Genomic DNA, 22485 nt, shown 5'->3' on the forward strand with positions numbered 1-22485 from the left:
CAGCCTCACATATGAGGCGGGCCCCCGGCGCGCACCACATGTGTGCGCCGGGGGCCTCAACAGCCTTCAGGAGGTGGGTGTTTCACGTGGAACACCCGGGCCGCCCTTCAGGACAAGGTCAGCGCTCGACCTCACCCTTGATGAACTTCTCGACGTTGTCGTAGGCCTCGTCGTCGAAGTACTGCACCGGCGGGGACTTCATGAAGTACGAGGACGCGGAGAGGATCGGGCCGCCGATGCCGCGGTCCTTGGCGATCTTCGCGGCGCGTACGGCGTCGATGATGACGCCCGCGGAGTTCGGGGAGTCCCAGACCTCGAGCTTGTACTCCAGGTTCAGCGGGACCTCGCCGAAGGCGCGGCCCTCGAGGCGGACGTACGCCCACTTGCGGTCGTCGAGCCACGCGACGTAGTCGGACGGGCCGATGTGGACGTTGCTCTCGCCCAGTTCGCGGTCGCGGATCTGCGAGGTGACGGCCTGCGTCTTCGAGATCTTCTTCGACTCGAGGCGGTCGCGCTCCAGCATGTTCTTGAAGTCCATGTTGCCGCCGACGTTGAGCTGCATCGTGCGCTCGAGGCGGACACCGCGGTCTTCGAAGAGCTTCGCCATCACGCGGTGCGTGATGGTCGCGCCGACCTGCGACTTGATGTCGTCGCCGACGATCGGGACGCCTGCCTCGGTGAACTTGTCCGCCCACTCCTTGGTGCCGGCGATGAAGACCGGGAGGGCGTTGACGAACGCGACCTTGGCGTCGATGGCGCACTGGGCGTAGAACTTCGCCGCGTCGTCGGAACCGACGGGCAGGTAGCAGACGAGAACGTCGACCTGCTTGTCCTTGAGGATCTGGACGACGTCGACCGGGGCCTCGGGGGACTCCTCGATCGTCTCGCGGTAGTAGCGGCCCAGGCCGTCGAGCGTGTGGCCACGCTGGACCTCGACGCCCTTGTTCGGCACGTCGGCGATCTTGATGGTGTTGTTCTCGGAGGCGCCGATGGCGTCCGAGAGGTCCAGACCGACCTTCTTCGCGTCGACGTCGAACGCGGCGACGAACTCGACGTCACCGACGTGGTAGTCGCCGAACTGTACGTGCATCAGGCCCGGGACCTTGGTCTCCGGGTCGGCGTCCTTGTAGAACTCGACGCCCTGCACCAGCGAGGCGGCGCAGTTGCCCACGCCGACGATGGCTACGCGAACCGAACCCATTCCGGTTGCTCCCTGTGTGTACTCGGTGAAGCCCTGACCGGGCTTCACGTGGCGGTGTCGTCGGACGGATCCGGCCGGGTGCTGTCCCGGTGCCGGGGCAGGCCGCCCGTCTCTCCAGTTGTGTCCTGCTGAGCCGCGTCCCCCGGGCCGGAGCTTCGTTGGTCACGGCCCGCGCGCTCGCTCTCGATGAGCTCGTTCAGCCAGCGCACTTCGCGCTCCACGGACTCCATGCCGTGCCGCTGCAACTCGAGCGTGTAGTCGTCCAGGCGCTCGCGGGTGCGGGCGAAGGAGATGCGCATCTTCTCGAGGCGCTCCTCCAGACGGCTGCGACGGCCCTCGAGGACGCGCATGCGCACGTCCCGCGACGTCTGCCCGAAGAAGGCGAAGCGCGCGGCGAAGTGCTCGTCCTCGTATGCATCGGGGCCGGTCTGCGAGAGCAGGTCCTCGAAGTGCTCCTTACCTTCCGCCGTCAACCGATAGACGATCTTGGCGCGACGTCCTGTGAGTGGAGCCGCAGGAGTGTCGTCGGGTGTTGAGCCCGGTTCCTCGATCAACCAGCCGTTGGCGACCAGCGTCTTGAGGCAGGGGTACAGCGTCCCGTAGCTGAAGGCTCGGAAGATTCCGAGTGAAGTGTTGAGTCGCTTGCGCAGCTCGTAGCCGTGCATCGGGGACTCGCGGAGCAGTCCGAGAACGGCGAACTCGAGGATGCCGGAACGTCGGCTCATCGTCGCCCCCTCTCTGCCGCGGTCCCTTGTATCGACTCTTTATGTCGAGCTGATGTATCGACTCGATACATCCCGACGATAGAACTGCTCCTCGGCTGCGGCAAGTGCGATCACGGTGAACGGCGTCACATCGTCGATTCGTAGGAAACGAGTTGCCTGATTTGGGGTGAAGTTCGGCCCTAGGAGGGTTTTGACGGTGCGTAGTCTGTCCGCCATGCAGAGCACCGGGAACCGAGTGACGCCTGTGAGCGTCGTCGTCCCCGGTGTAGTGCGGGTGAGTGCCGAGAGGGGCGCATCCGTACTCCGGGGGGACCGGAAACCCGACGCCGTTTCCAGGCGCGCGACCTCGCGCCTGCCCGAGGAGTAGTCGTTCGATGAGCGAGCACCGTCGCAAACCGCCGCAGCCGCAGGGCGGTGGGCGCGCCGCGGCCCGTCGCGGAGCATCCGGAGCACCATCGGGCCGCCGCGCGGCACCGCGTGGAAGTTCCGCCTCGCCCGCCGCTTCCTATGACCCCCCGAGTTCAACGGGCCCGCACGGGAGCCCGGAAGAGGACCGCCCGTGGGGAGGCCGAGCCGAAGCCCGTAAGGCCGCCCAGCGCGGCGGCCGACGCAGGTCGGCCGATGGCGCCGGAGGCGGTGGCGGCGGTCGCCGCGGTGGCGGCGGCCCCGGTGGACCCGGCGCGTACGGCGCGGGGCACGGCGGCCCCGAGAAGAGGAGGGTCGTCGACTACCCGCGTGCGTACAAGCACGGCTGGCGCCGCTGGGTCCCGTCCTGGCGTCTGGTGACCGGCATGTGTGTCGGACTGTTCGGCAGCATGATGGTCGCGGCCGGCATCGCGTACGCCCTGGTGGGTGTGCCCGACCCGGCGAAGACGGCGACGGCGCAGAACAACGTCTACTACTGGTCCGACGGATCGCAGATGGTCGCCACCGGTGGCGAGACCAACCGGCAGATCATCAAGTACGAGGACATCCCGAAGTCCATGCGCTACGCCGTCATGTCGGCGGAGAACAAGACGTTCAAGACGGACAAGGGCGTCGACCCGATGGGTATCGCCCGTGCCGTGTTCAACATGGCCAAGGGCGGCGAGACCCAGGGCGGCTCGACCATCACCCAGCAGTACGTGAAGAACGCGATGCTGGACGACCAGTCCCAGACGGTGACCCGAAAGCTCAAGGAGCTGTTGGTCTCCATAAAGGTCGGTCGGACGGTCGAGAAGGACGCGGTTATGGCCGGCTATCTGAACTCGGCGTACTACGGGCGCGGTGCCTACGGCATCCAGGCCGCGGCCCGCACCTACTTCGACGAGGACGCCACGAAGCTCAACGCGAGCCAGACCGCCTTCCTCGCATCCGTGCTGAAGGGCTCGACGTACTACGACCCGGCGGGCTCGCCCGGCATCGACCCGGTCAACGCGACGCCGCAGAAGAACCGCGAGCGTGCCACGAAGCGTTGGTCGTGGATCCTTGGCGAAGAGGTCAAGGACGGGCACCTGAGCCAGAGCCGGCGAGCCCAGTTCACGGACTTCCCCAAGCTGCAGAGTCCGCGCGCCAACGCGCAGCTCGGCGGCCAGACCGGCTATCTCGTCGACCTCGCCAAGGCGAACGCCGTCAAGAACAGCAACGGCGAGATCACCGAGGACGACCTGCAGAAGGGCGGCTTCGAGATCCACACCACGTTCAACAAGAACAAGGTGAAGAAGCTCGAGGACGCCGTGAAGAAGGTCCGCAAGGAGAACCTCCAGAAGAACCGCAAGGTCGACGGGAAGTACGTGGACCGGCACGTCCAGTTCGGCGGTGCCTCGGTCAGTCCCAAGACCGGCGCGATCGAGGCCATCTACGGCGGTGAGGACGCCACCAAGCACTTCACCAACAACGCCGATGTCACCGGCGCCCAGGTCGGCTCGACCTTCAAGCCCTTCGTTCTCGCGGCTGCCTTCAAGGACGGAGTCAGGGACCCGGAGGGGCCCGAGGTCCAGGACGAGACCCAGCGCAAGATCGCCTCCCCCAAGAGCCTGTACAGCGGTAAGAACGGTCTCAAGATCAAGGACTGGAAGGGGGACATCTGGACGAACGAGAAGGGCAAGCAGTGGAACCAGACCAACGACGGTAAGCAGTCGTACAACAGGCCGAGCTACCAGATCGATCTCCGCGAAGCCATGCGCGAGTCCGTGAACTCGGCCTATGTGCAGCTGGGCATGGATGTGGGTCTGGACAAGGTGCGGGGCGCCGCGAAGCGGGCCGGCATCCTGGACGACAGCTTCGCCGATTCCAACTACCCCTCGTTCTCCCTCGGTACGTCCGACCCGAGTGCGATCCGCATGGCGGGCGCCTATGGCACGTTCGCGACCAGTGGCCAGCAGAACGACCCGTACTCGGTGACGTCTGTCGACCGTGAGGGCGAGAATGTCTTCCGGCACGAGACCAAGCCGAAGCGCGCCTTCGACGCGAAGGTCGCCGACAACGTGACCGACGTCCTCAAGACCGTCGTCGACAAGGGCACGGGTACGGCGGCGCGGCTGCCCGGGCGCGACGTCGCCGGCAAGACCGGTACCACCGACGGCAACAAGTCGGCCTGGTTCGTGGGCTACACCAAGCAGCTGTCCACCGCGATCACGATGTACCGGATGGACGACAACGAGAAGTCCCAGAACCGCAAGTTCCTCGAGATGTACGGAACCGGTGGTCAGGAGAAGATCCATGGTGCGTCGTTCCCGTCCGAGATCTGGCACGACTACATGGCGCAGGCCCTGAGGGGGCAGCCGAACATGCCGTTCCCGACGCCGGAGCCCATCGGAGAGGTCGTGGGCGCGACCCCGAGTCCCACGCCGACCCCGTCGGTCACGGCGACCCCGTCGGAGACCGCCTCGCCGTCCCCGTCGACCAGCGAGACCACGTCGCCCTCCCCGTCGCCCTCGGAGACGTGCAGCGACTGGGACTGGGCCTGCAAGAACGAAAACGACGGGGACCCCGGAGGTACGGACACCGGAGGCGCGACCGACGGCGGAGCGTCGTCGACGCCGAGCGGCGGAAGTACCGACGACACCGGAGGCCCGGGCAATGGAGACGGCGGCGGCCTCTTCGGAGGCCCGGGCAATTAGCCGACCTGGCCTCAACGCACCGTGTTTCACGTGAAACGCTGCGTGTTCCACGGCGATCGAGGGCCGTCACACCCACCGGGTGTGGCGGCCCTCGCCCCGTTCTCAGCCTCGTACGGCAGGATGTGCCGCATGCCCAGTGCAGAGACGACGAGCGCGAATCCGCAGCAGCCTGAGCCGGATCCGGCTTCGGAGCAGGTACGGCCGACCAGAGAGGACAAGGTCGCGGCCGTCGGAGCCGAGTTCATCGGCGGGCCCATCGGGCGACGGGCCCTGCTCGGGGTCTCGTGGTGGACTCCCGCGCGGGTGATCGCACTGGTCATGCTCGGCATGTTCGCGCTCGGCATGGTCCAGAAGTTCCCCTGCTACGACGGCGCCTGGTTCTACGGCACCAGCTCCCAGTACACACACGCCTGTTACTCGGACATCCCGCACCTCTACCAGGGACGCGGCTTCGCCGATGGCCTCGTGCCGTACTTCGACAAGCTCTCCGGCGACATGAACTACCTCGAATACCCGGTGCTCACCGGCGTGTTCATGGAGGTCGCCGCGTGGCTGACGCCGGGCAGCGGCTCCATCCAGCACCAGGAGCAGGTGTACTGGATGGTCAACGCCGGGATACTGATGATCTGCGCGGCGGTGATCGCCGTGTGCGTCACCCGCACCCACCGCAGGCGCCCCTGGGACGCTCTGCTGGTCGCTCTGGCGCCCGCCTTCGCGCTGACCGCCACCATCAACTGGGACCTCTTCGCGGTGGCGCTCACGGCGGCCGCGATGCTGATGTGGTCGCGGGGCAGGGCCTTCGCCTTCGGCGTTCTGCTCGGACTCGCGACAGCCGCCAAGCTGTATCCGGTGCTGCTGCTCGGACCGCTCTTCGTACTGTGCTGGCGGGCGGGCAGGTGGCGGGAGTTCGGCAGGGCGGCCCTTGGCGCCGCCGTCTCGTGGCTGGCCGTGAACCTGCCGGTGATGATGCTCGCGCCCGAGGGCTGGTCGAAGTTCTACACGTTCAGCCAGGAGCGCGGAGTCGACTTCGGCTCCTTCTGGCTGATCATCTCCCAGCACCGGGACACGCCCCTCGACACCAACGTCGTCAACACCCTGGCCACGACGCTGATGGTGCTCGCCTGCCTGGGTGTCGCGGCGCTGACGCTCACCGCACCGCGTCGGCCGCGCTTCTCCCAGCTCGCGTTCCTGGTGGTCGCGGCCTTCATCCTCACCAACAAGGTCTACTCGCCGCAGTACGTCCTGTGGCTGATCCCGCTCGCCGCGCTCGCGCGCCCCAAGTGGCGGGACTTCCTGGTCTGGCAGGCGTGCGAGGTCGCGTACTTCCTGGGGATCTGGCTGTACCTCGCGTACACGACGAGCGGGGACAAGCACCAGGGGCTGCCCGAGGACGGATACCAACTGGTCGTCGCGGCACACCTGCTGGGCACGCTCTACATCTGCGCGGTCATCGTGCGGGACATCTGGCTGCCCGAGCGGGACGTGGTGCGTCGATCCGGCGAGGACGACCCCACGGGCGGTGTTCTGGACGGCGCCAAGGACGTCTTCGTGCTGGGGCAGGCGGCCCGTCCGCGGCGGCACCGGCACGCCGCTCGTGCCGCGGAAGGGCCGACCGCGGTCGACTGGGGCCGGACGCCGGAGAGTTCACTCTGAGCGAACACGCTCGTGGAAGGCAACGAAAAGCGGGTCGGGCGCCTCATGGGAGCCCGACCCGCTTTCGTGTGTCCTACGTAGACCAGGCACGCCCTACGTAGAGGCGTGCTCAGTGGTCAGCGATCCACGATGCGGTCGAACTGTGTGGTGGTGTGCCGAAGGTGGGCGACCAGTTCCTCGCCGACCTGCGGCTCGGGGGCGTCGGACGGCACGAACAGGATCGACACCTGCATGTGCGGCGGCTCGGCGAACCAGCGCTGCTTGCCCGCCCAGACGAACGGCGCCAGGTTCCGGTTCACCGTCGCCAGGCCTGCCCGTGCGACTCCCTTGGCGCGCGGCATGACGCCGTGCACGGCCTTCGGAGCCTCCAGGCCCACACCGTGCGACGTACCGCCCGCCACGACCACCAGCCAGCCGTCGGAAGGGGCCTTCTGCTGGCGGTATCCGAACCGGTCGCCCTTCGCCACGCGCGAGACGTCCAGGACGGCGCCGCGGTACTCGGTCGCCTCGTGGTCGCCCAGCCACAGCCGCGTACCGATACGCGCGCGGAAGCGCGTCTGCGGGAACTGCTGCTGCAGGCGCGCCAGTTCGTCGGCCTTCAGGTGGCTGACGAACATGGTGTGCAGCGGCAGGCGGGCCGCGCGCAGCCGGTCCATCCAGCCGATGACCTCGTCCACGGCGTCCGTGCCGTCGGTGCGGTCGAGCGGCAGGTGGATCGCGAAGCCCTCGAGGCGCACGTCCTGTATGGCGTGCGCGAGCTGCGGCAGGTCCTGCTCGGTGACGCCGTGCCGCTTCATCGAGGACATGACCTCGATGACGACGCGGGCGCCGACGAGGCCGTGCACGCCGTCGACGGAGGAGACGGAGCGGATGACGCGGTCGGGCAGCGGAACCGGCTCCTCGCCGCGCCGGAACGGCGTCAGGACCAGCAGGTCAGCGCTGAACCAGTCCTTGATCCGGGCGGCCTCGTACGTGGTGCCGACGGCAAGGACGTCGGTACCGAAACGAGTCGCCTCCTCCGCCAGCCGTTCGTGGCCGAAGCCGTAGCCGTTGCCCTTGCAGACGGGGACGAGCCCCGGAAACTGCTCGAGCACCTGCTTGTGGTGTGCCCGCCAGCGCGCGGTGTCGACGTAGAGCGTGAGCGCCATGGCCGGTCCCGGAACCTTTCGTGGAGTACGGAGCTAGGTCAGATTGTGCCGGGTGCTCAGCGCCGCGACATGTAGATGTCGAGCGCCTTGTGCAGCAGCTTGTTGAGCGGGAAGTCCCACTCGCCCAGGTATTCGGCGGCCTGGCCGCCCGTACCGACCTTGAACTGGATCAGGCCGAAGAGGTGATCGGTCTCGTCCAGCGAGTCGGAGATGCCGCGCAGGTCGTAGACGGTGGCGCCGAGCGCGTAGGAGTCGCGCAGCATCCGCCACTGCATGGCATTGGAGGGGCGCACCTCGCGGCCGATGTTGTCGGAGGCGCCGTAGGAGTACCAGACGTGCCCGCCGACGACGAGCATCGTGGCCGCCGCGAGGTTCACGCCGTTGTGCCGCGCGAAGTAGAGCCGCATCCGGTTGGGGTCCTCGGTGTTGAGGGCCGTCCACATGCGCTGGAAGTACGACAGCGGGCGCGGCCGGAAGTGGTCGCGCGTGGCCGTGATCTCGTACAGGCGCTGCCACTCGGCGAGGTCCTGGTAGCCGCCCTGGACGACCTCGACGCCGGCCTTCTCGGCCTTCTTGATGTTGCGCCGCCACAGCTGGTTGAACTGCTTGTGCACTTCTTCCAGGGAGCGGTTCGCTAGCGGCACCTGGAAGACATAGCGCGGCTGTACGTCGCCGAAGCCCGCGCCGCCGTCCTCGCCCTGCTGCCAGCCCATGCGGCGGAGCTTGTCGGCGACCTCGAAGGCGCGCGGCTCGATGTGGTCCGCCTCGATGTCACGCAGGCGCTTCACATCCGCGTCCTGGATGCCCTTCTTGATGGAGGGCGCGTCCCAGCGGCGAATGATGACCGGCGGGCCCATCTTCACGGAGAAGGCGCCCTGCTGCTTCAGATGCGCGAGCATCGGGCGCAGCCACTCTTCGAGGTTCGGGGCGTACCAGTTGATGACCGGGCCCTCGGGCAGGTACGCGAGGTAGCGCTTGATCTTGGGGAGCTGGCGGTACAGCACGAGGCCCGCACCGACCATCTCGCTGGTGCGCTCGTCGAACCAGCCCAGGTGCTCGGAGCGCCACTCCGCCTTTACGTCTGCCCATGCGGGGACCTGCATGTGGCTGGCCGAGGGCAGGCTCTGGATGTAAGCCAGATGCTGCTCTCGGCTGATGGTCCTCAGGGTCAGGCTCATTCGGGGCGCTCCTCGGGCTGGTGTGTCCCCATGGGTACAGGGGCTCCGGCTCTCGCGCCGAAGCCTACTGCGCCCTGTGAGCGCCCCGACCGGCCGTATGGGACGTCGGTGGCGAAGGCGACCTTTCGGCGGCCTACGAGGCGGGCCGCCTCAGCCGATGACCCCGCCGAAGAGACCTCCATGGGCCATGCCGATGAAGAAGCCGATCGCCGACGCCCCCAGGCCCAGGATCAGGCCGAATCGTTCACGGGTCGTCTCGGAGACGAACTGGCCGTAGGCCCCGGCCAGGATGCCGACGAGCCCTGCCCAGGAGCTGAGGAGATGGAGATCGGTCCAGAGCGAGGAGATGATCGCGATCGCTCCGAGCACCACGGTCACCCCGAGCAGGGTGTCCGGCAGCACATGGGGCTTGCCGTCCGTGGCGAAAAGGGATGAGGAAACGGTGCTGTTGGGACGCATTGCTTGTGCCATGGGGCACCTCCTGCGGAAGCGGCGCATCGTAGCGCCGTACACACCCGATGTGTACAGATTGCGGCCCCGGGCTGCCGGATTTCAACCGGAAGCAGAGGTGCGGGTAGTCTGTACGGTCTGCACCGGTGTCTGTTCACGCCCCCGACCAGGGGCTCACTCCACTGATCTGCGCGGATCCGCTCGGCGGGACCCGATTGTCAGTGGTGGCCGATACCGTTGCACACGCATAACAACCCTCCTGCCACGGAACGACCGTGGCCGCTGAGTCCAAAGGAGGTGGGTTCTACATGCGTCACTACGAGGTGATGGTCATCCTCGACCCCGATCTGGAGGAGCGCGCTGTCGCCCCCCTGATCGAGAACTTCATGTCTGTTGTCCGTGAGGGCGACGGCAAGGTGGAGAAGGTCGACACCTGGGGCCGTCGTCGGCTCTCGTACGAGATCAAGAAGAAGCCCGAGGGCATCTACTCGGTCATCGACCTGCAGGCCGAGCCTGCGGTCGTCAAGGAGCTCGACCGCCAGATGAACCTGAACGAGTCGGTCCTCCGGACCAAGGTCCTCCGTCCCGAGACCCACTGAACTTCCTAGTTCAGCGGCACTCGGGATTCGAGTAGCAGCAAGCAGCCAGCAGCAAACCCGCCGAGAGGTTCCCCCATGGCAGGCGAGACCGTTATCACCGTCGTCGGAAACCTGACCGACGACCCCGAGCTGCGCTTCACCCCGTCCGGTGCGGCCGTCGCGAACTTCACGATCGCGTCGACGCCCCGGACGTTCGACCGCCAGACCAACGAGTGGAAGGACGGCGATGCGCTGTTCCTCCGCGCGTCGATCTGGCGTCAGGCCGCGGAGAACGTCGCCGAGTCGCTGACGCGCGGCATGCGCGTCGTCGCTCAGGGACGACTGCGGCAGCGTTCGTACGAGACCCAGCAGGGCGAGAAGCGGACGGTCGTGGAGCTCGAGGTCGACGAGATCGGCCCCTCGCTGCGCTACGCCACCGCCAAGGTCACCAAGACCCCTGGCGGCCGTGGTGGCGGCCAGGGTGGTGGCGGCGGCGGCGGTGGCGGCTGGGGCGGCGGCCCCGGCGGTCAGCAGGGCGGCCAGGGAGGTGGCCAGGGCGGAGCCCCGGCCAACGACCCCTGGGCGACCGGTGCGCCGGCCGGCGGCGGCCAGCAGGGCGGCGGCGGTGGCGGCTGGGGCGGAAGCTCCGGCGGCTCCGGCGGCGGCTACTCGGACGAGCCCCCCTTCTAGGGATCAGTCCCTGTCGGGGCTGGGCTCGCACCCCACACTTCTTGATCACACAGGAGAAACACCATGGCGAAGCCGCCTGTGCGCAAGCCTAAGAAGAAGGTCTGCGCTTTCTGCAAGGACAAGGTCACGTACGTGGACTACAAGGACACGAACATGCTGCGGAAGTTCATTTCCGACCGCGGCAAGATCCGTGCCCGCCGCGTGACCGGCAACTGCACGCAGCACCAGCGTGACGTCGCCACGGCCGTCAAGAACAGCCGTGAGATGGCGCTGCTGCCCTACACGTCCACCGCGCGATAAGGAAAGGGTGACCGAAACATGAAGATCATCCTGACCCACGAGGTCTCTGGCCTCGGCACCGCCGGCGAGGTCGTCGACGTCAAGGACGGGTACGCCCGTAACTACCTGATCCCGCGGAAGTTCGCTATCCGCTGGACCAAGGGTGGCGAGCAGGACGTGGCGCAGATCCGCCGCGCCCGCAAGATCCACGAGATCGCCACCATCGAGCAGGCCAACGAGATCAAGGCCAAGCTCGAGGGCATCGCGGTCCGCCTGGCCGTCCGCTCCGGCGACGCCGGTCGTCTCTTCGGTTCCGTCACCCCGGCCGACGTCGCTTCGGCGATCGAGGCTGCCGGTGGCCCGAAGGTCGACAAGCGTCGTGTCGAGCTGGGCTCGCCGATCAAGTCGCTCGGTGGCCACGAGGCCTCCGTGCGTCTGCACCCCGAGGTTGCCGCCAAGGTCAACATCGAGGTCGTCTCTGCCTGAGCACTGCCCTGAGCAGAGCTGAAGCACATGTGGGGCCGCACCCTTCGGGGTGCGGCCCCACACGCTTGCGGTCTGCGTTTCACGTGAAACAGCGGAACGGCCTGGTTCGCGGTTTGCGGTTCGCGGTTTGCGGTTCGCGGTTTGGGGTTCGCTGTTTCACGTGAAACAGGCCGCCTCGCGTCAGCGCGTCGCGCCTGTCACGGCCCAGCGTCCTGATCGGTAGCGGATCCAGAGCGTGACCATGCGCACCGTCATCATCAGCGCCATCGCGCCCCAGACCGCGGTGAGACCGCCGCCGAGGACGGGGACCAGCAGCGCCACAGGCGTGAAGACCGCGAACGTGACCAGCATGGCCCAGGCCAGATACGGCCCGTCGCCCGCGCCCATGAGGACACCGTCCAGGACGTAGACGATCCCGCAAATGGGCTGGGAGAGCGCCACGACGATGAGAGCGGGCAGAGCGGCGTCCTGTACGAGCTGATCGCTCGTGAACAGCGGGACGAACAGCGGCCTCGCGATGACGATCAGTACGCCAAGGACGACTCCCGCGGCGATCCCCCACTCCACCATCCGGCGGCAGACAGCCTGTGCGCCCGGAGCGTCGTCCGCTCCGAGGTAGCGGCCGATGATCGCCTGACCGGCGATGGCGATGGCGTCGAGAGCGAAGGCCGTCAGGCTCCACAGGGACAGGATGATCTGGTGCGCGGCCACATCGGCGTCACCGAGCCGGGCCGCGACGGCTGTCGCGATCATCAGGATCGCCCGGAGCGAGATCGTGCGGACAAGGAGCGGCGCGCCTGCCTGGGCGCAGGCCCTGATGCCGGCCGCGTCCGGACGCAGCGAAGCCCCGTGGCGGCGGGCGCCGCGGACCACGACGACGAGGTAGACGGCGGCCATGCCGACCTGGGCGATGACGGTGCCCCAGGCCGAACCCGCGATCCCCAGGCCGGCACCGTAGACGAGCGCGACGTTCAGTCCGGCGTTGGCGATGAAGCCGGCGCCCGCCACATAGAGCGGGGTCTTGGTGTTCTGCAGCCCGCGCAGCACGCCGGTGGCGGCGAGGACGATGAGCATCGGGGGGATGCCGAGCGAGGAGATGCGCAGGTAGGTGATCGCGTAGGGCGTCGCCGTGTCGGAGGCGCCGAAGAGTTCGACCAGCGCCGGGGCCGTGGGCAGGGCGACCGCGACGACGACGGCCCCGAGGAACAGGGCGAGCCAGATGCCGTCCATGCCCTGCTGGATGGCGGACTTCAGATCGCCGGAGCCGACGCGGCGGGCAACCGCCGCGGTGGTCGCGTAGGCGAGAAAGACAAAGATGCTGACCGCGGTCTGCAGCAGGGCCGCGGCGACGGCAAGTCCGGCGAGCTGTGAGGTGCCGAGATGGCCGACGATGGCGCTGTCGGCCATGAGGAAAAGGGGCTCAGCGACGAGTGCGCCGAAGGCGGGAACGGCGAGGGCGACGATCTCTCGGTCGTGCCGGCGTCGGGCAGCCTTGGGTGTCGCGGGAGCCTGTGTCATGGGCACCAATCTAATCTTCCACAGGTAAGAGATGCAATGCGCGAATGACCCTTACTTTGGGAGGTCTTCCGCGTGTCGCGCGGCGGGGCCGACGGAGAACTTGGGCCGACTGGGAAAGTTTTTCTTCTGCACAGCCGGTGGATGGGGAAACTGCAGGTCAGAGCCTGTGTATGGAATCGCCTGAGGGCTTGTTCACAGGCCTGTCCACCGTGTCGTGCACAGGTTTTCCCGAGTTCTCCACAGCGAGGAGCCCGTCATCCACACCGCCTGTGGATAACCAGATTGGCTGACGGTGCCCACAGGCCTACCGTGGTGCGGCGCCCACCGTGTCCCGCGAGCCCGGAAACCTCACAAATCCGACGCGTCAGAAGCGGAGTTGGGCCTCTTATTTGTCAGTGTCGTGCCGTAGGAATGAGGGGCACGGCGAGGTCCGCTCGGCGGACGGGAGGAGGCGGCCCGGTGAGTATCTCCGAGCCATTGGACGACCCCTGGGCCGACGACGGTCCCAGCGATCGCCTCCCCCCTGCCCGGCCGTTCCGGGGCGGTGGCCGAGGCCAGGGCGACCAGCATGAGCGGGGCAGCGAGGGCGGCGGCTGGGACGAGGGCCCAGCCACCTTCGAGCGCGTCCCGCCGCAGGATCTGGACGCCGAGCAGTCCGTGCTCGGTGGCATGCTCCTATCGAAGGACGCGATCGCGGACGTCGTAGAGGTCATCAAGGGGGCCGACTTCTACAAGCCGGCCCACGAAACGATCTTCCAGGCGATCCTTGACGTCTACGCCAAGGGGGAGCCCGCCGACCCGATCACCATCGCCGCGGAGCTGACCAAGCGCGGCGAGATCAACAAGGTCGGTGGTGCATCGTATCTGCACACCCTCGTGCAGACGGTCCCGACGGCGGCCAACGCCGAGTACTACGCGGAGATCGTCCATGAGCGCGCCGTACTGCGCCGTCTCGTCGAGGCGGGCACGCGGATCACGCAGATGGGATACGCGGGCGACGACGACGTCGACGAGATCGTCAACAGGGCGCAGGCCGAGGTCTACGCGGTCACCGAGCAGCGCACCAGCGAGGACTACCTCCCGCTCGGCGACATCATGGAGGGCGCGCTCGACGAGATCGAGGCGATCGGTTCGCGCAGCGGCGAGATGACCGGTGTGCCGACCGGCTTCACCGACTTCGACTCGCTCACCAACGGTCTGCACCCGGGCCAGATGATCGTCATCGCGGCCCGCCCCGCCATGGGTAAGTCCACGCTGGCACTGGACTTCGCGCGCGCCGCGTCGATCAAGAACAACCTGCCCAGCGTCATCTTCTCCCTCGAAATGGGGCGCAACGAGATCGCGATGCGCCTGCTGTCGGCCGAGGCGCGGGTGGCCCTGCACCACATGCGCTCCGGCACGATGACGGACGAGGACTGGACGCGGCTCGCGCGCCGGATGCCCGAGGTCTCGGCCGCGCCGCTGTACATCGACGACTCCCCGAACCTGTCGATGATGGAGATCCGCGCGAAGTGCCGCCGGCTCAAGCAGCGCAACGACATCAAGCTCGTGATCATCGACTATCTGCAGCTGATGCAGGCCGGTGGCTCGAAGCGCTCCGAGAGTCGACAGCAGGAGGTCTCGGACATGTCCCGAAACCTGAAGCTGCTGGCCAAGGAGCTGGAACTGCCGGTGATCGCGCTCTCTCAGCTGAACCGTGGTCCCGAGCAGCGCACGGACAAGAAGCCCCAGGTGTCCGACCTGCGTGAATCCGGCTCGATCGAGCAGGACGCGGACATGGTGATCCTGCTGCACCGTGAGGACGCGTACGAGAAGGAATCACCGCGCGCGGGCGAGGCGGACATCATCGTCGGCAAGCACCGTAATGGTCCGACGGCCACGATCACCGTCGCTTTCCAGGGCCACTACTCACGTTTCGTGGATATGGCGCAGACCTGATCAGGCCTTCGACGTACGCGGCGTGCCTGGCCAGCAGTTCGTCGTCCACCACGCCGAGCCAGGCAGAGCCGACGCACCCGGAGATCGGCGGCGGAGATCTGCCTCCGGTGAAATCCGCTCGACGCCGGTCGTCGGCCGGGATGGACTGGGCCCATGACGACATCCCCGGAAGAGCTGTTGCCCACCACGCGTCGGGCCCTCCTGCACCGCATCGCCGTGGCCCAGAGCGAAGGGCGGGCGCCCTCACTCGTGGCCGCGGTCGCGCGGGACGGTGAGTTGGTGTGGACCGGGTCGCGTACCTCGGTGGACGGGCACGGGCCGGACGAGCATGTGCAGTACCGGATCGGTTCGATCACCAAGACGTTCACGGCCGTGCTGGTGCTGCGGCTGCGCGACGAGGGGCTGCTCGACCTTGCGGACCCGCTGGAGAAGTACGTGTCCGGCACTGGTGTCGGCACGGTCACCATCGCCGAACTGCTCGCCCACACCGGTGGATTGGCGGCCGAGACTCCGGGGGAATGGTGGGAGCGGAGCCCGGCGAGCCGGCGTCCGAACCTCGCAGACGTCCTCGGCGAGCAGCCCTTCCGGCACCCCGTCGGGCGTCGCCACCACTACTCCAACCCCGGCTATACGCTCCTGGGCGCCCTGGTCGAGGCGGTGCGCGGGGTGTCCTGGGAGGAAGCCCTGCGCGACGAGGTCCTCGAACCGCTGGGTCTGACCCGCACCAGCGCCCAACCACAGCAGCCGCACGCCGGGGGCTGGGCCGTGCACCCGTACGCAGATGTGCTGCTCCCGGAGCCGAGCGAGGACCTGGGCCTGATGGCTCCTGCTGGTCAACTGTGGTCCACCACGCGGGATTTGACTGTCCTCGCGTCCTTCCTCACGGTCGGAGACGACCGGGTGCTGAGTGCGGACTCCGTCCGGGAGTTGCGGACCCCCGCCGCGCCTACGCTGCCGGGCGACTGGGAGGCCTCGTACGGGTTCGGCATGCAGGTGGTGCGGGGCGGCGGCCTCACCTTGGCCGGACACAGCGGCTCGCTGCCGGGGTTTGTGGCGGGGCTGTGGCTGTGCGAGGAGGAGGGTCTCGTGGCGGTCGCTCTCGCCAACTGCACGACGGGGGTGCCCGCGGCGACACTGGCCGCCGAGCTGTTGGCGATCGTCGCAGAGGCCGAGCCGAGGTTGCCCGAGCCGTGGCGACCGCTCCCTGAAGTGAATGCGTCCGAGCTGGAGCTGGTGGGGCCCTGGTTCTGGGGGACACAGGCCGTGGTGCTGCGCTTGGTGGCCGACGGTGGCGTGGAGATGGGGCCGGCGGCCGAGGGCGGGCGGCGCTCGCGGTTCCGGGCGAACGGGGACGGTACCTGGACCGGGCTCGACGGCTACTACGCGGGAGAGCTGCTCCGGGCCGTCCGGCGGGACGATGGGGCGGTGAGCCACCTCGACCTCGGTTCCTTCGTCTTCACGCGGGAGCCGTATCCGGCGGGCGGCCCGGTTCCTGGTGGGGTGGATCCGGAGGGGTGGCGGGGCATTCCGCGGTGATGCGTGGCTCTGTCGGTCGGCTGTTTCACGTGAAACAGCCGACCGATCGACTCCCCGTCGATGATCTGCGAGCCGAGGCCGCTGCGACCCTCGCGCAGGGGACAATACGACGCTGATTCGCGTCGGCCGTCAGGGCGGCCATCTCCGGAACGTCCCTGCCGCGGACGCCCTAGTCTCAAGGCCCCCCCCATGGGCCCGTGGACCCGCAGCGCGGGTGGGGCCCCGTCTTCCGCGATCCGCCGCCCATGCTCTGCCCCCCCCCCCGGGTCAGGCGACGGCGTGCAGCCCCTCGACCGCCTTGACCAAGGGGGCGAGCTCCGGGTTCTCGGCCGCGACGTCGAGGGCTTCCCGCAGCGCCGTGGAGTTCGTGGGGCGTGCCTCTTCGAGGAGCTTGAACCCGGCTTCGGAGACGTTTGTGTAGATGCCCCGACGGTCGGTCGGGCACAGGTAGCGCGAGAGTAGGCCGCGCTCCTCGAGCCGGGTGACCAGGCGCGTGGTCGCGCTCTGGCTCAGGACGACGGCGTCGGCCACCTGCTTCATCTGGAGGTGTCCGCCCTCCCCGTCGTGCTGGCGGCTGAGAACGTCAAGCAGCGAATACTCGCGCACGCTCAGCCCGTGCCGGGCCTGCAGTGCGCGCTCGATGTGGGACTCGATCTTCCCGTGCAGCAGCGAAAGCGCGCACCAGCCCTGCGAGAGGGCGGTCAGTGCGGGGTCTGTGGCGGTCATGGCTCGTGGTTCCTCCGTCCCGGAGCGGCTCAGCCCAGAGTAGTCGATGCTCGGGGTTTCCCGCGTTTGCAATTAACCCGCGCCTGCAATTATTGTGAGGTCCCGTAAAGCGCACCCGCAACAGTCTGGAAGGGGTCCCTCCATGCCTCTCGCGCTTCTGGCCCTCGCGATCGGGGCCTTCGGTATCGGAACCACGGAATTCGTGATCATGGGATTGCTCCCAGAGGTCGCGGGTGACTTCGGCGTCTCCATCCCCACGGCGGGCTATCTGGTGACCGGCTACGCACTCGGTGTGATGTTCGGTGCCCCGCTGATGACCGCCCTGGGCACGCGCATCCCGCGCAAGCGGATGCTGATGTTGCTGCTCGGCTTCTTCATCGTCGGCAACCTGCTGTCCGCCGTCGCCCCCGTCTTCGCCGTCATGCTGATCGGTCGCGTGGTCGCCTCGCTCGCCCACGGAGCGTTCTTCGGCATCGGCTCGGTCGTCGCGGCCGAGCTGGTGGCACCGGAGAAGAAGGCCGGAGCGATCGCCATGATGTTCACGGGCCTGACCGTCGCCAACGTCGTCGGCGTCCCGCTCGGCACGTTCATCGGCCAGTCGGTCGGCTGGCGCGTGACGTTCACGGTCGTCGCCGGACTCGGCGTCATCGGCCTCGCCGGTATCGCCAAGCTCGTACCCGACCTGCCAAAGCCGGAAGGCGTGCGGCTGCGTCACGAGCTGGCCGCGTTCAAGAACGTGCAGGTCGTGCTCGCCATGGCGATGACCGTGCTCGGCTTCGGCGGCGTCTTCGCGGCCGTCACCTACATCGCGCCGATGATGACGCACGTCGCCGGCTTCGCGGACGGCTCCGTCACCTGGCTCATGGTCCTTTTCGGCCTCGGTATGGTCGCCGGCAACCTCATCGGCGGAAAGTTCGCCGACCGGGCCTTGATGCCGATGCTGTACGTGTCGCTGAGCGCGCTCGCCCTCGTGCTCGCCCTGTTCACGGTCACCGCGCACAACCAGGTGCTGTCCGCGATCTCCCTCGTGCTGATCGGCGCGTTCGGCTTCGCGACGGTGCCGCCGCTGCAGAAGCGTGTCCTCGACCAGGCCTCCGGCGCCCCGACGCTCGCCTCGGCCGTCAACATCGGCGCCTTCAACCTCGGCAACGCCCTCTCCGCCTGGCTCGGCGGCATGGTGATCGCCGCGGGCCTCGGCTACACCTCGCCGAACTGGGTCGGTGCCGTGCTCGCCGCGTCCGCCCTCGTCCTGGCCGTACTGTCCGCGGCCATCGAGCGCCGCTCGTCCGCTCCGAGCCTGATCGTCGCGGCCGCCGAGCAGCCGCGCACAGAGCCGGCCCACCACTGATCCGCATCGGGTCGACGTGGCCGACGCCCCACCTCATCTCTCAGCACCACCGCGCAAGGAGCATCACCTCATGAGCACCACCGCCGTCACCCCGCTCAGCACGCAGGACGCCGAGACCCTCGTCTCCGCCGCTCGCCTCGCCGCCGAGGCGGCCGGGGTCACCGTCAGCGTCACCGTCCTCGACGCGGGCGGACACCTCCTGGCCTTCCGCCGCGACGACCGCGCCGTCCTCATCTCCGGCGAGACCAGCACGCGCAAGGCGTACACCGCGCTCCAGCTGAACGCCCCCACCGCCGACCTCGTCGACCTGGTCAAGCCCGAGGGCCCTTTCCACACCCTGCCCACCGCGCTGGACCGGCCGTTGCTGTTCATCGCCGGCGGCCTGCCGGTCCACCGCGACGGCCGGCTCATCGGTGCCATCGGTGTCGGTGGGGGCGCCCCCGAGCAGGACCACGGCTTCGCCACCGCGGCCGTGGAGGCCCTCGCGTAGCAGCCGCAGCGCCCCCGCATCCGCCCCAAGGCGTCGCAGCACAGCGGCACTTGGGGCGGACGTGTATTCAGCCCGCGGCCACGGTCAGCGGTGCGAAACGGCGGGTCCAGTCGCCGGGCAGGTCCGAAGCACCGTAATTCATCACCGTGTTGAGGCCGACAGCCTCAAGTCCGCGCTCCTTGAGCCACACCAGCAGTTCCTCATGGCGCAGGTCGATGTCGGTCCGCAGCGGGCGGTCCGTGCCCGCCGCGATCGAGGCCACGAGAGCCTGCGCCGTCGCGGTGTCGTGGGCCACGAGGGGACCGACGACGTGGGTGTCCTCGTTGGGCCAGGCGGCGGCGAAGCCGATGAGCCCGCCACCGGCACCGCCGTCCACAGCCACCCGCAACTGGTCCGCGAAAGCGGGAAGTCGGGCGATGACGTGCGTACGGTCAGGGCCGAAGATCTCCGCGTCCAGGCGGAGGATCGCAGGGAGGTCCTCCGCCGTGGCCGCGCGGGTGGTGACGTCGGGCAGGAACCCGCCCGCGGAGAAGTGGCCGCGCACCATCTCGGCCCGCCCTGTGACCTTGAAGCCCAACTCCTCGTAGAGCGGCCGTCCGTACGGCGTCGCGTGGAGTGTGAGCGGTGTCGTGCCCGCCCGCTCGACGATGTGGCGCATCAGACGCCTGCCGACACCCTGACGTGCATGCCGTTCGGCGACCAGGACCATGCCGATCGCGCCGAGTTCGGGTCGCTCCCGGGGGCCGTACTCGGTCACTACGCAGGCGCTGACGAGGCCGCCGTCGGGGTCGTCGATGCCATGGCCGGTACCGGCGGAGAGCAGCAGCCGCCACTTGTGTTCCTCGCGGGGCCAGCCCCGGTCCTCGGACAGGTCGGCGCACGCGAGGACATCGCGGGGGGTGAGGCGACGGATGGGCAGGCCGGAGAGGGAAGGTGTCGACACGCAGGTCAGGCTGTCGGACTTCGCCCCGTGCCGTCCACCGCTTTGTGGAGAGTGGCCCTGCGCTTTCGGCCGCGACGGGAGTTTCACGTGAAACATGGCGCCTGGGGCGGCTCTTGCTCGCGCTCGACGGCGCCGGGCATGCGAATTGGCGCTCCGAGGCCGCTAATTGAGCAATTTACGAAGCGGCTGAGGTTCGCCTAATGCGCAGTTATGCCGGGAGGGGGTTGTCGACTTCGTGGCGGCCGGTATCGTCGGGTCCGGATGGCTTCGGGCGGCCGAAGAAGGGCGAGGGGAAGCCCGTGGTGCGCGCAGGCCCAAGCAGCCTAACGGGACGGGGAGATCGAAGACCTGCACTTTCCGCTTTGCGTTCTGGGCAATGACACCGGGTGGCATGCTGCGGTGAGGGGACTGCGGACAATGTCACACTCTTACCTTACTTGTCGGTAGCCGTCCGGAATGCAGTGTTCAATGTGGGCTGCATTGTTATCGAGGTACGCGGGGGAAAGCCCACAGTTTCCGGGCGCGGAACAGCTCGGGAGTACGTTGACCGACCGAAATATGTTCGAGGCGAGGCACAGCATGGACGCTCCGACCACTACGCCGTCGGCCGGTTCCGGCTCTGACGGTTCGGACGGTGGGGGCGGCTGGTTCACGCCGCGCACGGCCGCGGCCCCGCAACCGCCCACCACCGGTTCCGGCCAGGAGGTGACGCAGGAGGAGCACCGAATACCGGAGCCGCGTCAGGCGCCGGCCGAGCAGCAGACGCAGCAGCCCGCCCCGCCGCGCGCCGCCGAGACGCCCGGCCCCATGGCCGCCTCCGCGCGCCCCGCTCCCGCGCATGCCTCCCCCGACGCGATCCTCGTCCGCCGCACCATGGAGGAGATCGGTCCCGTCGCGGACAGGGTCACCTCGTACTTCTACGCGCTGCTGTTCGTGCGTCACCCCGAACTGCGCCCGCTCTTCCCCGCGGCGATGGACACCCAGCGCGACCGGATCCTCAAGGCGCTGCTGACCGCCGCCGAGCACATCGACAACAAGGACGTCCTTGTGGCGTACCTGAAGAACCTGGGCCGCGGTCACCGCAAGTACGGCACGCAGCCCGACCATTACCCGGCCGTCGGCGAGTGCCTGATCGCCGCGCTCACCCAGTACGCCACGACCACGTGGAACGCGGAGACCGAGGCCGCCTGGGTCCGCACGTACACGACGATCTCCCAGGTCATGATCGACGCGGCGGCCGAGGACGAGCTGAAGGCGCCGGCCTGGTGGATGGCCGAGGTCGTCTCGCACGACCTGCGCACCCCCGACGTCGCCGTGGTGACCGTGCGGCCCGATCAGCCCTACCCGTTCCTGGCCGGGCAGTACACGACGCTGGAGACGCCCTGGTGGCCGCGGATCTGGCGGCACTACTCGTTCGCGTCCGCGCCCCGCTCGGACGGGCTGCTCTCGTTCCACGTGAAGGCGGTCCCGGCGGGCTGGGTCTCCAACGCCCTGGTGCACCGGGCCCGCCCCGGCGACGTGCTGCGCCTCGGCCCGCCCGCCGGCTCCATGACCGTCGACCACACCACCGACAGCGGGCTGCTCTGCCTGGGCGGCGGCACCGGCATCGCGCCCATCAAGGCGCTCGTCGAGGACGTGGCCGAGCACGGGCACCAGCGCTCGGTCGAGGTGTTCTACGGCGCCCGCACCAACCACGACCTGTACGACATCGACACCATGCTGCGCCTCTCACAGAGCCATGCGTGGCTCTCGGTGCGTCCCATCGTCGACCAGCAGGCCCACCTCCAGCTGCCGGATGCGGTGCGGGAGTACGGCCCCTGGAACGAGTACGACGCGTATCTCTCCGGGCCGCCCGGCATGATCCGCAGCAGCATCGACACGCTGCGGCGCATCGGTATCCCTGGCAGCCGCATCAGGCACGACTCGGTCGAGGATCTCGTCGCGGCGACGGACTGAGTCCCGCAACGAAACCCGGTACCGCGAAGCGTCAGCCCAGATCGGGCGCGTGCATCGCCCGTACGCCCTCGATGTTGCCGTCCAGGTAGTGGCGCAGCGAGAGCGGCACCAGATGGACCGAGGCGATGCCGACGCGGGTGAACGGCACCCGCACGATCTCGTAGCCGCCGCACGGGTCCTCGATCTCGGGCCCGTGCCGTTCGTCGGTGTCCATCGACTCCAGTCGGCAGACGAAGAAGTGCTGGACCTTCACGCCGGTCGCGCCGCCGTCCTCGCCGATGTGCTCGACGGTGTCCACGAAGCAGGGCACCACGTCGATGACCTTGGCGCCGAGTTCCTCGTGCACCTCGCGATGGAGGGCGTCCACGACGGTCGTGTCCTCCGGCTCGACTCCGCCACCGGGGGTCACCCAGTACGGATCGACACCGGGCTTGGTCCGCTTGATCAGGATCAGGTCGTCGCCATCCAGCAGGACGGCGCGTGCGGTGCGCTTGACCACGGGTCGGACGGTCATGGGAGAAATGTGGCCCGGCTGGTTCCA

Annotated in this window: 21 protein-coding genes; 11 read left to right on the forward strand and 10 right to left on the reverse strand. The window is 68.4% G+C overall.

What is annotated here, in order from left to right; genetic code table 11:
- Positions 1 to 118: 118 nt before the first annotated feature.
- The 3 genes from ACFYWS_RS34300 to ACFYWS_RS34310 form a co-directional block, all read right to left on the reverse strand.
- Entirely contained in the window at positions 119 to 1201 is a 1083-nt protein-coding gene (locus tag ACFYWS_RS34300; RefSeq protein ID WP_389282942.1) for an inositol-3-phosphate synthase, read from the reverse strand.
- A gap of 44 nt (positions 1202 to 1245) precedes the next feature.
- The gene (locus tag ACFYWS_RS34305; RefSeq protein WP_389282944.1) at positions 1246 to 1926 is read right to left on the reverse strand and encodes a helix-turn-helix transcriptional regulator; all 681 of its coding nucleotides are present in this window, start codon (positions 1924 to 1926) and stop codon (positions 1246 to 1248) included.
- A gap of 521 nt (positions 1927 to 2447) precedes the next feature.
- Positions 2448 to 2624, reverse strand: a complete 177-nt coding sequence (locus tag ACFYWS_RS34310; protein WP_389282945.1) for a hypothetical protein — start codon at positions 2622 to 2624, stop codon at positions 2448 to 2450.
- Between the two features lie 93 nt (positions 2625 to 2717).
- On the opposite strand from ACFYWS_RS34310, the gene ACFYWS_RS34315 reads away from it, so the two are divergent.
- Entirely contained in the window at positions 2718 to 5027 is a 2310-nt protein-coding gene (locus ACFYWS_RS34315) for a transglycosylase domain-containing protein (protein WP_389282947.1), read from the forward strand.
- Positions 5028 to 5156: 129 nt separating this feature from the next.
- Positions 5157 to 6680: a glycosyltransferase family 87 protein gene (locus ACFYWS_RS34320; protein ID WP_389282949.1), complete on the forward strand. Its 1524-nt coding sequence runs from the start codon at positions 5157 to 5159 to the stop codon at positions 6678 to 6680.
- 116 nt (positions 6681 to 6796) lie between these two features.
- On the opposite strand, the gene ACFYWS_RS34325 is transcribed toward ACFYWS_RS34320, so the two are convergent.
- The 3 genes from ACFYWS_RS34325 to ACFYWS_RS34335 form a co-directional block, all read right to left on the reverse strand.
- Positions 6797 to 7828: an alanine racemase gene (locus ACFYWS_RS34325; RefSeq protein ID WP_389282951.1), complete on the reverse strand. Its 1032-nt coding sequence runs from the start codon at positions 7826 to 7828 to the stop codon at positions 6797 to 6799.
- A gap of 56 nt (positions 7829 to 7884) precedes the next feature.
- The gene (femX, locus tag ACFYWS_RS34330; protein ID WP_326018521.1) at positions 7885 to 9006 is read right to left on the reverse strand and encodes a peptidoglycan bridge formation glycyltransferase FemX; all 1122 of its coding nucleotides are present in this window, start codon (positions 9004 to 9006) and stop codon (positions 7885 to 7887) included.
- 150 nt (positions 9007 to 9156) lie between these two features.
- Complete coding sequence (locus tag ACFYWS_RS34335) at positions 9157 to 9477, reverse strand: hypothetical protein (protein WP_389282953.1); 321 nt, start codon at positions 9475 to 9477, stop codon at positions 9157 to 9159.
- 287 nt (positions 9478 to 9764) lie between these two features.
- On the opposite strand from ACFYWS_RS34335, the gene rpsF reads away from it, so the two are divergent.
- The 4 genes from rpsF (at position 9765) to rplI (ending at position 11489) form a co-directional block, all read left to right on the forward strand.
- Positions 9765 to 10055, forward strand: a complete 291-nt coding sequence (gene rpsF, locus ACFYWS_RS34340; RefSeq protein WP_326018524.1) for a 30S ribosomal protein S6 — start codon at positions 9765 to 9767, stop codon at positions 10053 to 10055.
- Positions 10056 to 10130: 75 nt separating this feature from the next.
- Positions 10131 to 10724, forward strand: a complete 594-nt coding sequence (locus ACFYWS_RS34345) for a single-stranded DNA-binding protein (RefSeq protein ID WP_389282955.1) — start codon at positions 10131 to 10133, stop codon at positions 10722 to 10724.
- A 63-nt stretch (positions 10725 to 10787) separates the two neighbouring features.
- Entirely contained in the window at positions 10788 to 11024 is a 237-nt protein-coding gene (gene rpsR / locus ACFYWS_RS34350; protein ID WP_003949403.1) for a 30S ribosomal protein S18, read from the forward strand.
- An 18-nt stretch (positions 11025 to 11042) separates the two neighbouring features.
- Positions 11043 to 11489, forward strand: coding sequence for a 50S ribosomal protein L9 (gene rplI, locus ACFYWS_RS34355; protein ID WP_326018527.1), 447 nt, complete (start codon positions 11043 to 11045; stop codon positions 11487 to 11489).
- Positions 11490 to 11669: 180 nt separating this feature from the next.
- Here rplI and ACFYWS_RS34360 read toward each other — a convergent pair whose 3' ends face one another.
- Positions 11670 to 13007, reverse strand: a complete 1338-nt coding sequence (locus ACFYWS_RS34360) for an MATE family efflux transporter (RefSeq protein WP_389282957.1) — start codon at positions 13005 to 13007, stop codon at positions 11670 to 11672.
- A gap of 459 nt (positions 13008 to 13466) precedes the next feature.
- Between ACFYWS_RS34360 and dnaB the strand changes: the two genes are divergently transcribed.
- The gene (gene dnaB, locus ACFYWS_RS34365; RefSeq protein ID WP_389282958.1) at positions 13467 to 14945 is read left to right on the forward strand and encodes a replicative DNA helicase; all 1479 of its coding nucleotides are present in this window, start codon (positions 13467 to 13469) and stop codon (positions 14943 to 14945) included.
- A 153-nt stretch (positions 14946 to 15098) separates the two neighbouring features.
- Positions 15099 to 16481 (forward strand): serine hydrolase domain-containing protein, encoded by a 1383-nt coding sequence (locus ACFYWS_RS34370; protein WP_389282960.1) that lies wholly within the window; start codon positions 15099 to 15101, stop codon positions 16479 to 16481.
- A gap of 267 nt (positions 16482 to 16748) precedes the next feature.
- Here the strand turns inward: ACFYWS_RS34370 and ACFYWS_RS34375 are convergent, their stop codons facing one another.
- Entirely contained in the window at positions 16749 to 17207 is a 459-nt protein-coding gene (locus ACFYWS_RS34375) for a MarR family winged helix-turn-helix transcriptional regulator (protein ID WP_389282961.1), read from the reverse strand.
- A 142-nt stretch (positions 17208 to 17349) separates the two neighbouring features.
- On the opposite strand from ACFYWS_RS34375, the gene ACFYWS_RS34380 reads away from it, so the two are divergent.
- Both ACFYWS_RS34380 and ACFYWS_RS34385 read left to right on the forward strand, forming a co-directional pair.
- Complete coding sequence (locus ACFYWS_RS34380; protein WP_389282962.1) at positions 17350 to 18555, forward strand: MFS transporter; 1206 nt, start codon at positions 17350 to 17352, stop codon at positions 18553 to 18555.
- Between the two features lie 70 nt (positions 18556 to 18625).
- Positions 18626 to 19045 carry a heme-binding protein gene (locus tag ACFYWS_RS34385; protein WP_385758982.1) on the forward strand — a complete coding sequence of 140 codons (420 nt, stop codon included), beginning with the start codon at positions 18626 to 18628 and terminating at the stop codon, positions 19043 to 19045.
- 67 nt (positions 19046 to 19112) lie between these two features.
- On the opposite strand, the gene ACFYWS_RS34390 is transcribed toward ACFYWS_RS34385, so the two are convergent.
- Entirely contained in the window at positions 19113 to 19988 is an 876-nt protein-coding gene (locus ACFYWS_RS34390) for a GNAT family N-acetyltransferase (RefSeq protein ID WP_389282963.1), read from the reverse strand.
- A gap of 558 nt (positions 19989 to 20546) precedes the next feature.
- Here ACFYWS_RS34390 and ACFYWS_RS34395 point away from each other — a divergent pair.
- A complete protein-coding gene (locus ACFYWS_RS34395; RefSeq protein ID WP_389283140.1) occupies positions 20547 to 21944 on the forward strand; it encodes a globin domain-containing protein in 1398 nt (465 codons plus the stop codon).
- 31 nt (positions 21945 to 21975) lie between these two features.
- On the opposite strand, the gene ACFYWS_RS34400 is transcribed toward ACFYWS_RS34395, so the two are convergent.
- Positions 21976 to 22458, reverse strand: a complete 483-nt coding sequence (locus tag ACFYWS_RS34400) for an NUDIX domain-containing protein (RefSeq protein ID WP_389282965.1) — start codon at positions 22456 to 22458, stop codon at positions 21976 to 21978.
- Positions 22459 to 22485: the final 27 nt, after the last annotated feature.

The sequence above is a fragment of the Streptomyces sp. NPDC002795 genome (assembly GCF_042888725.1).
Classification (GTDB): domain Bacteria; phylum Actinomycetota; class Actinomycetes; order Streptomycetales; family Streptomycetaceae; genus Streptomyces.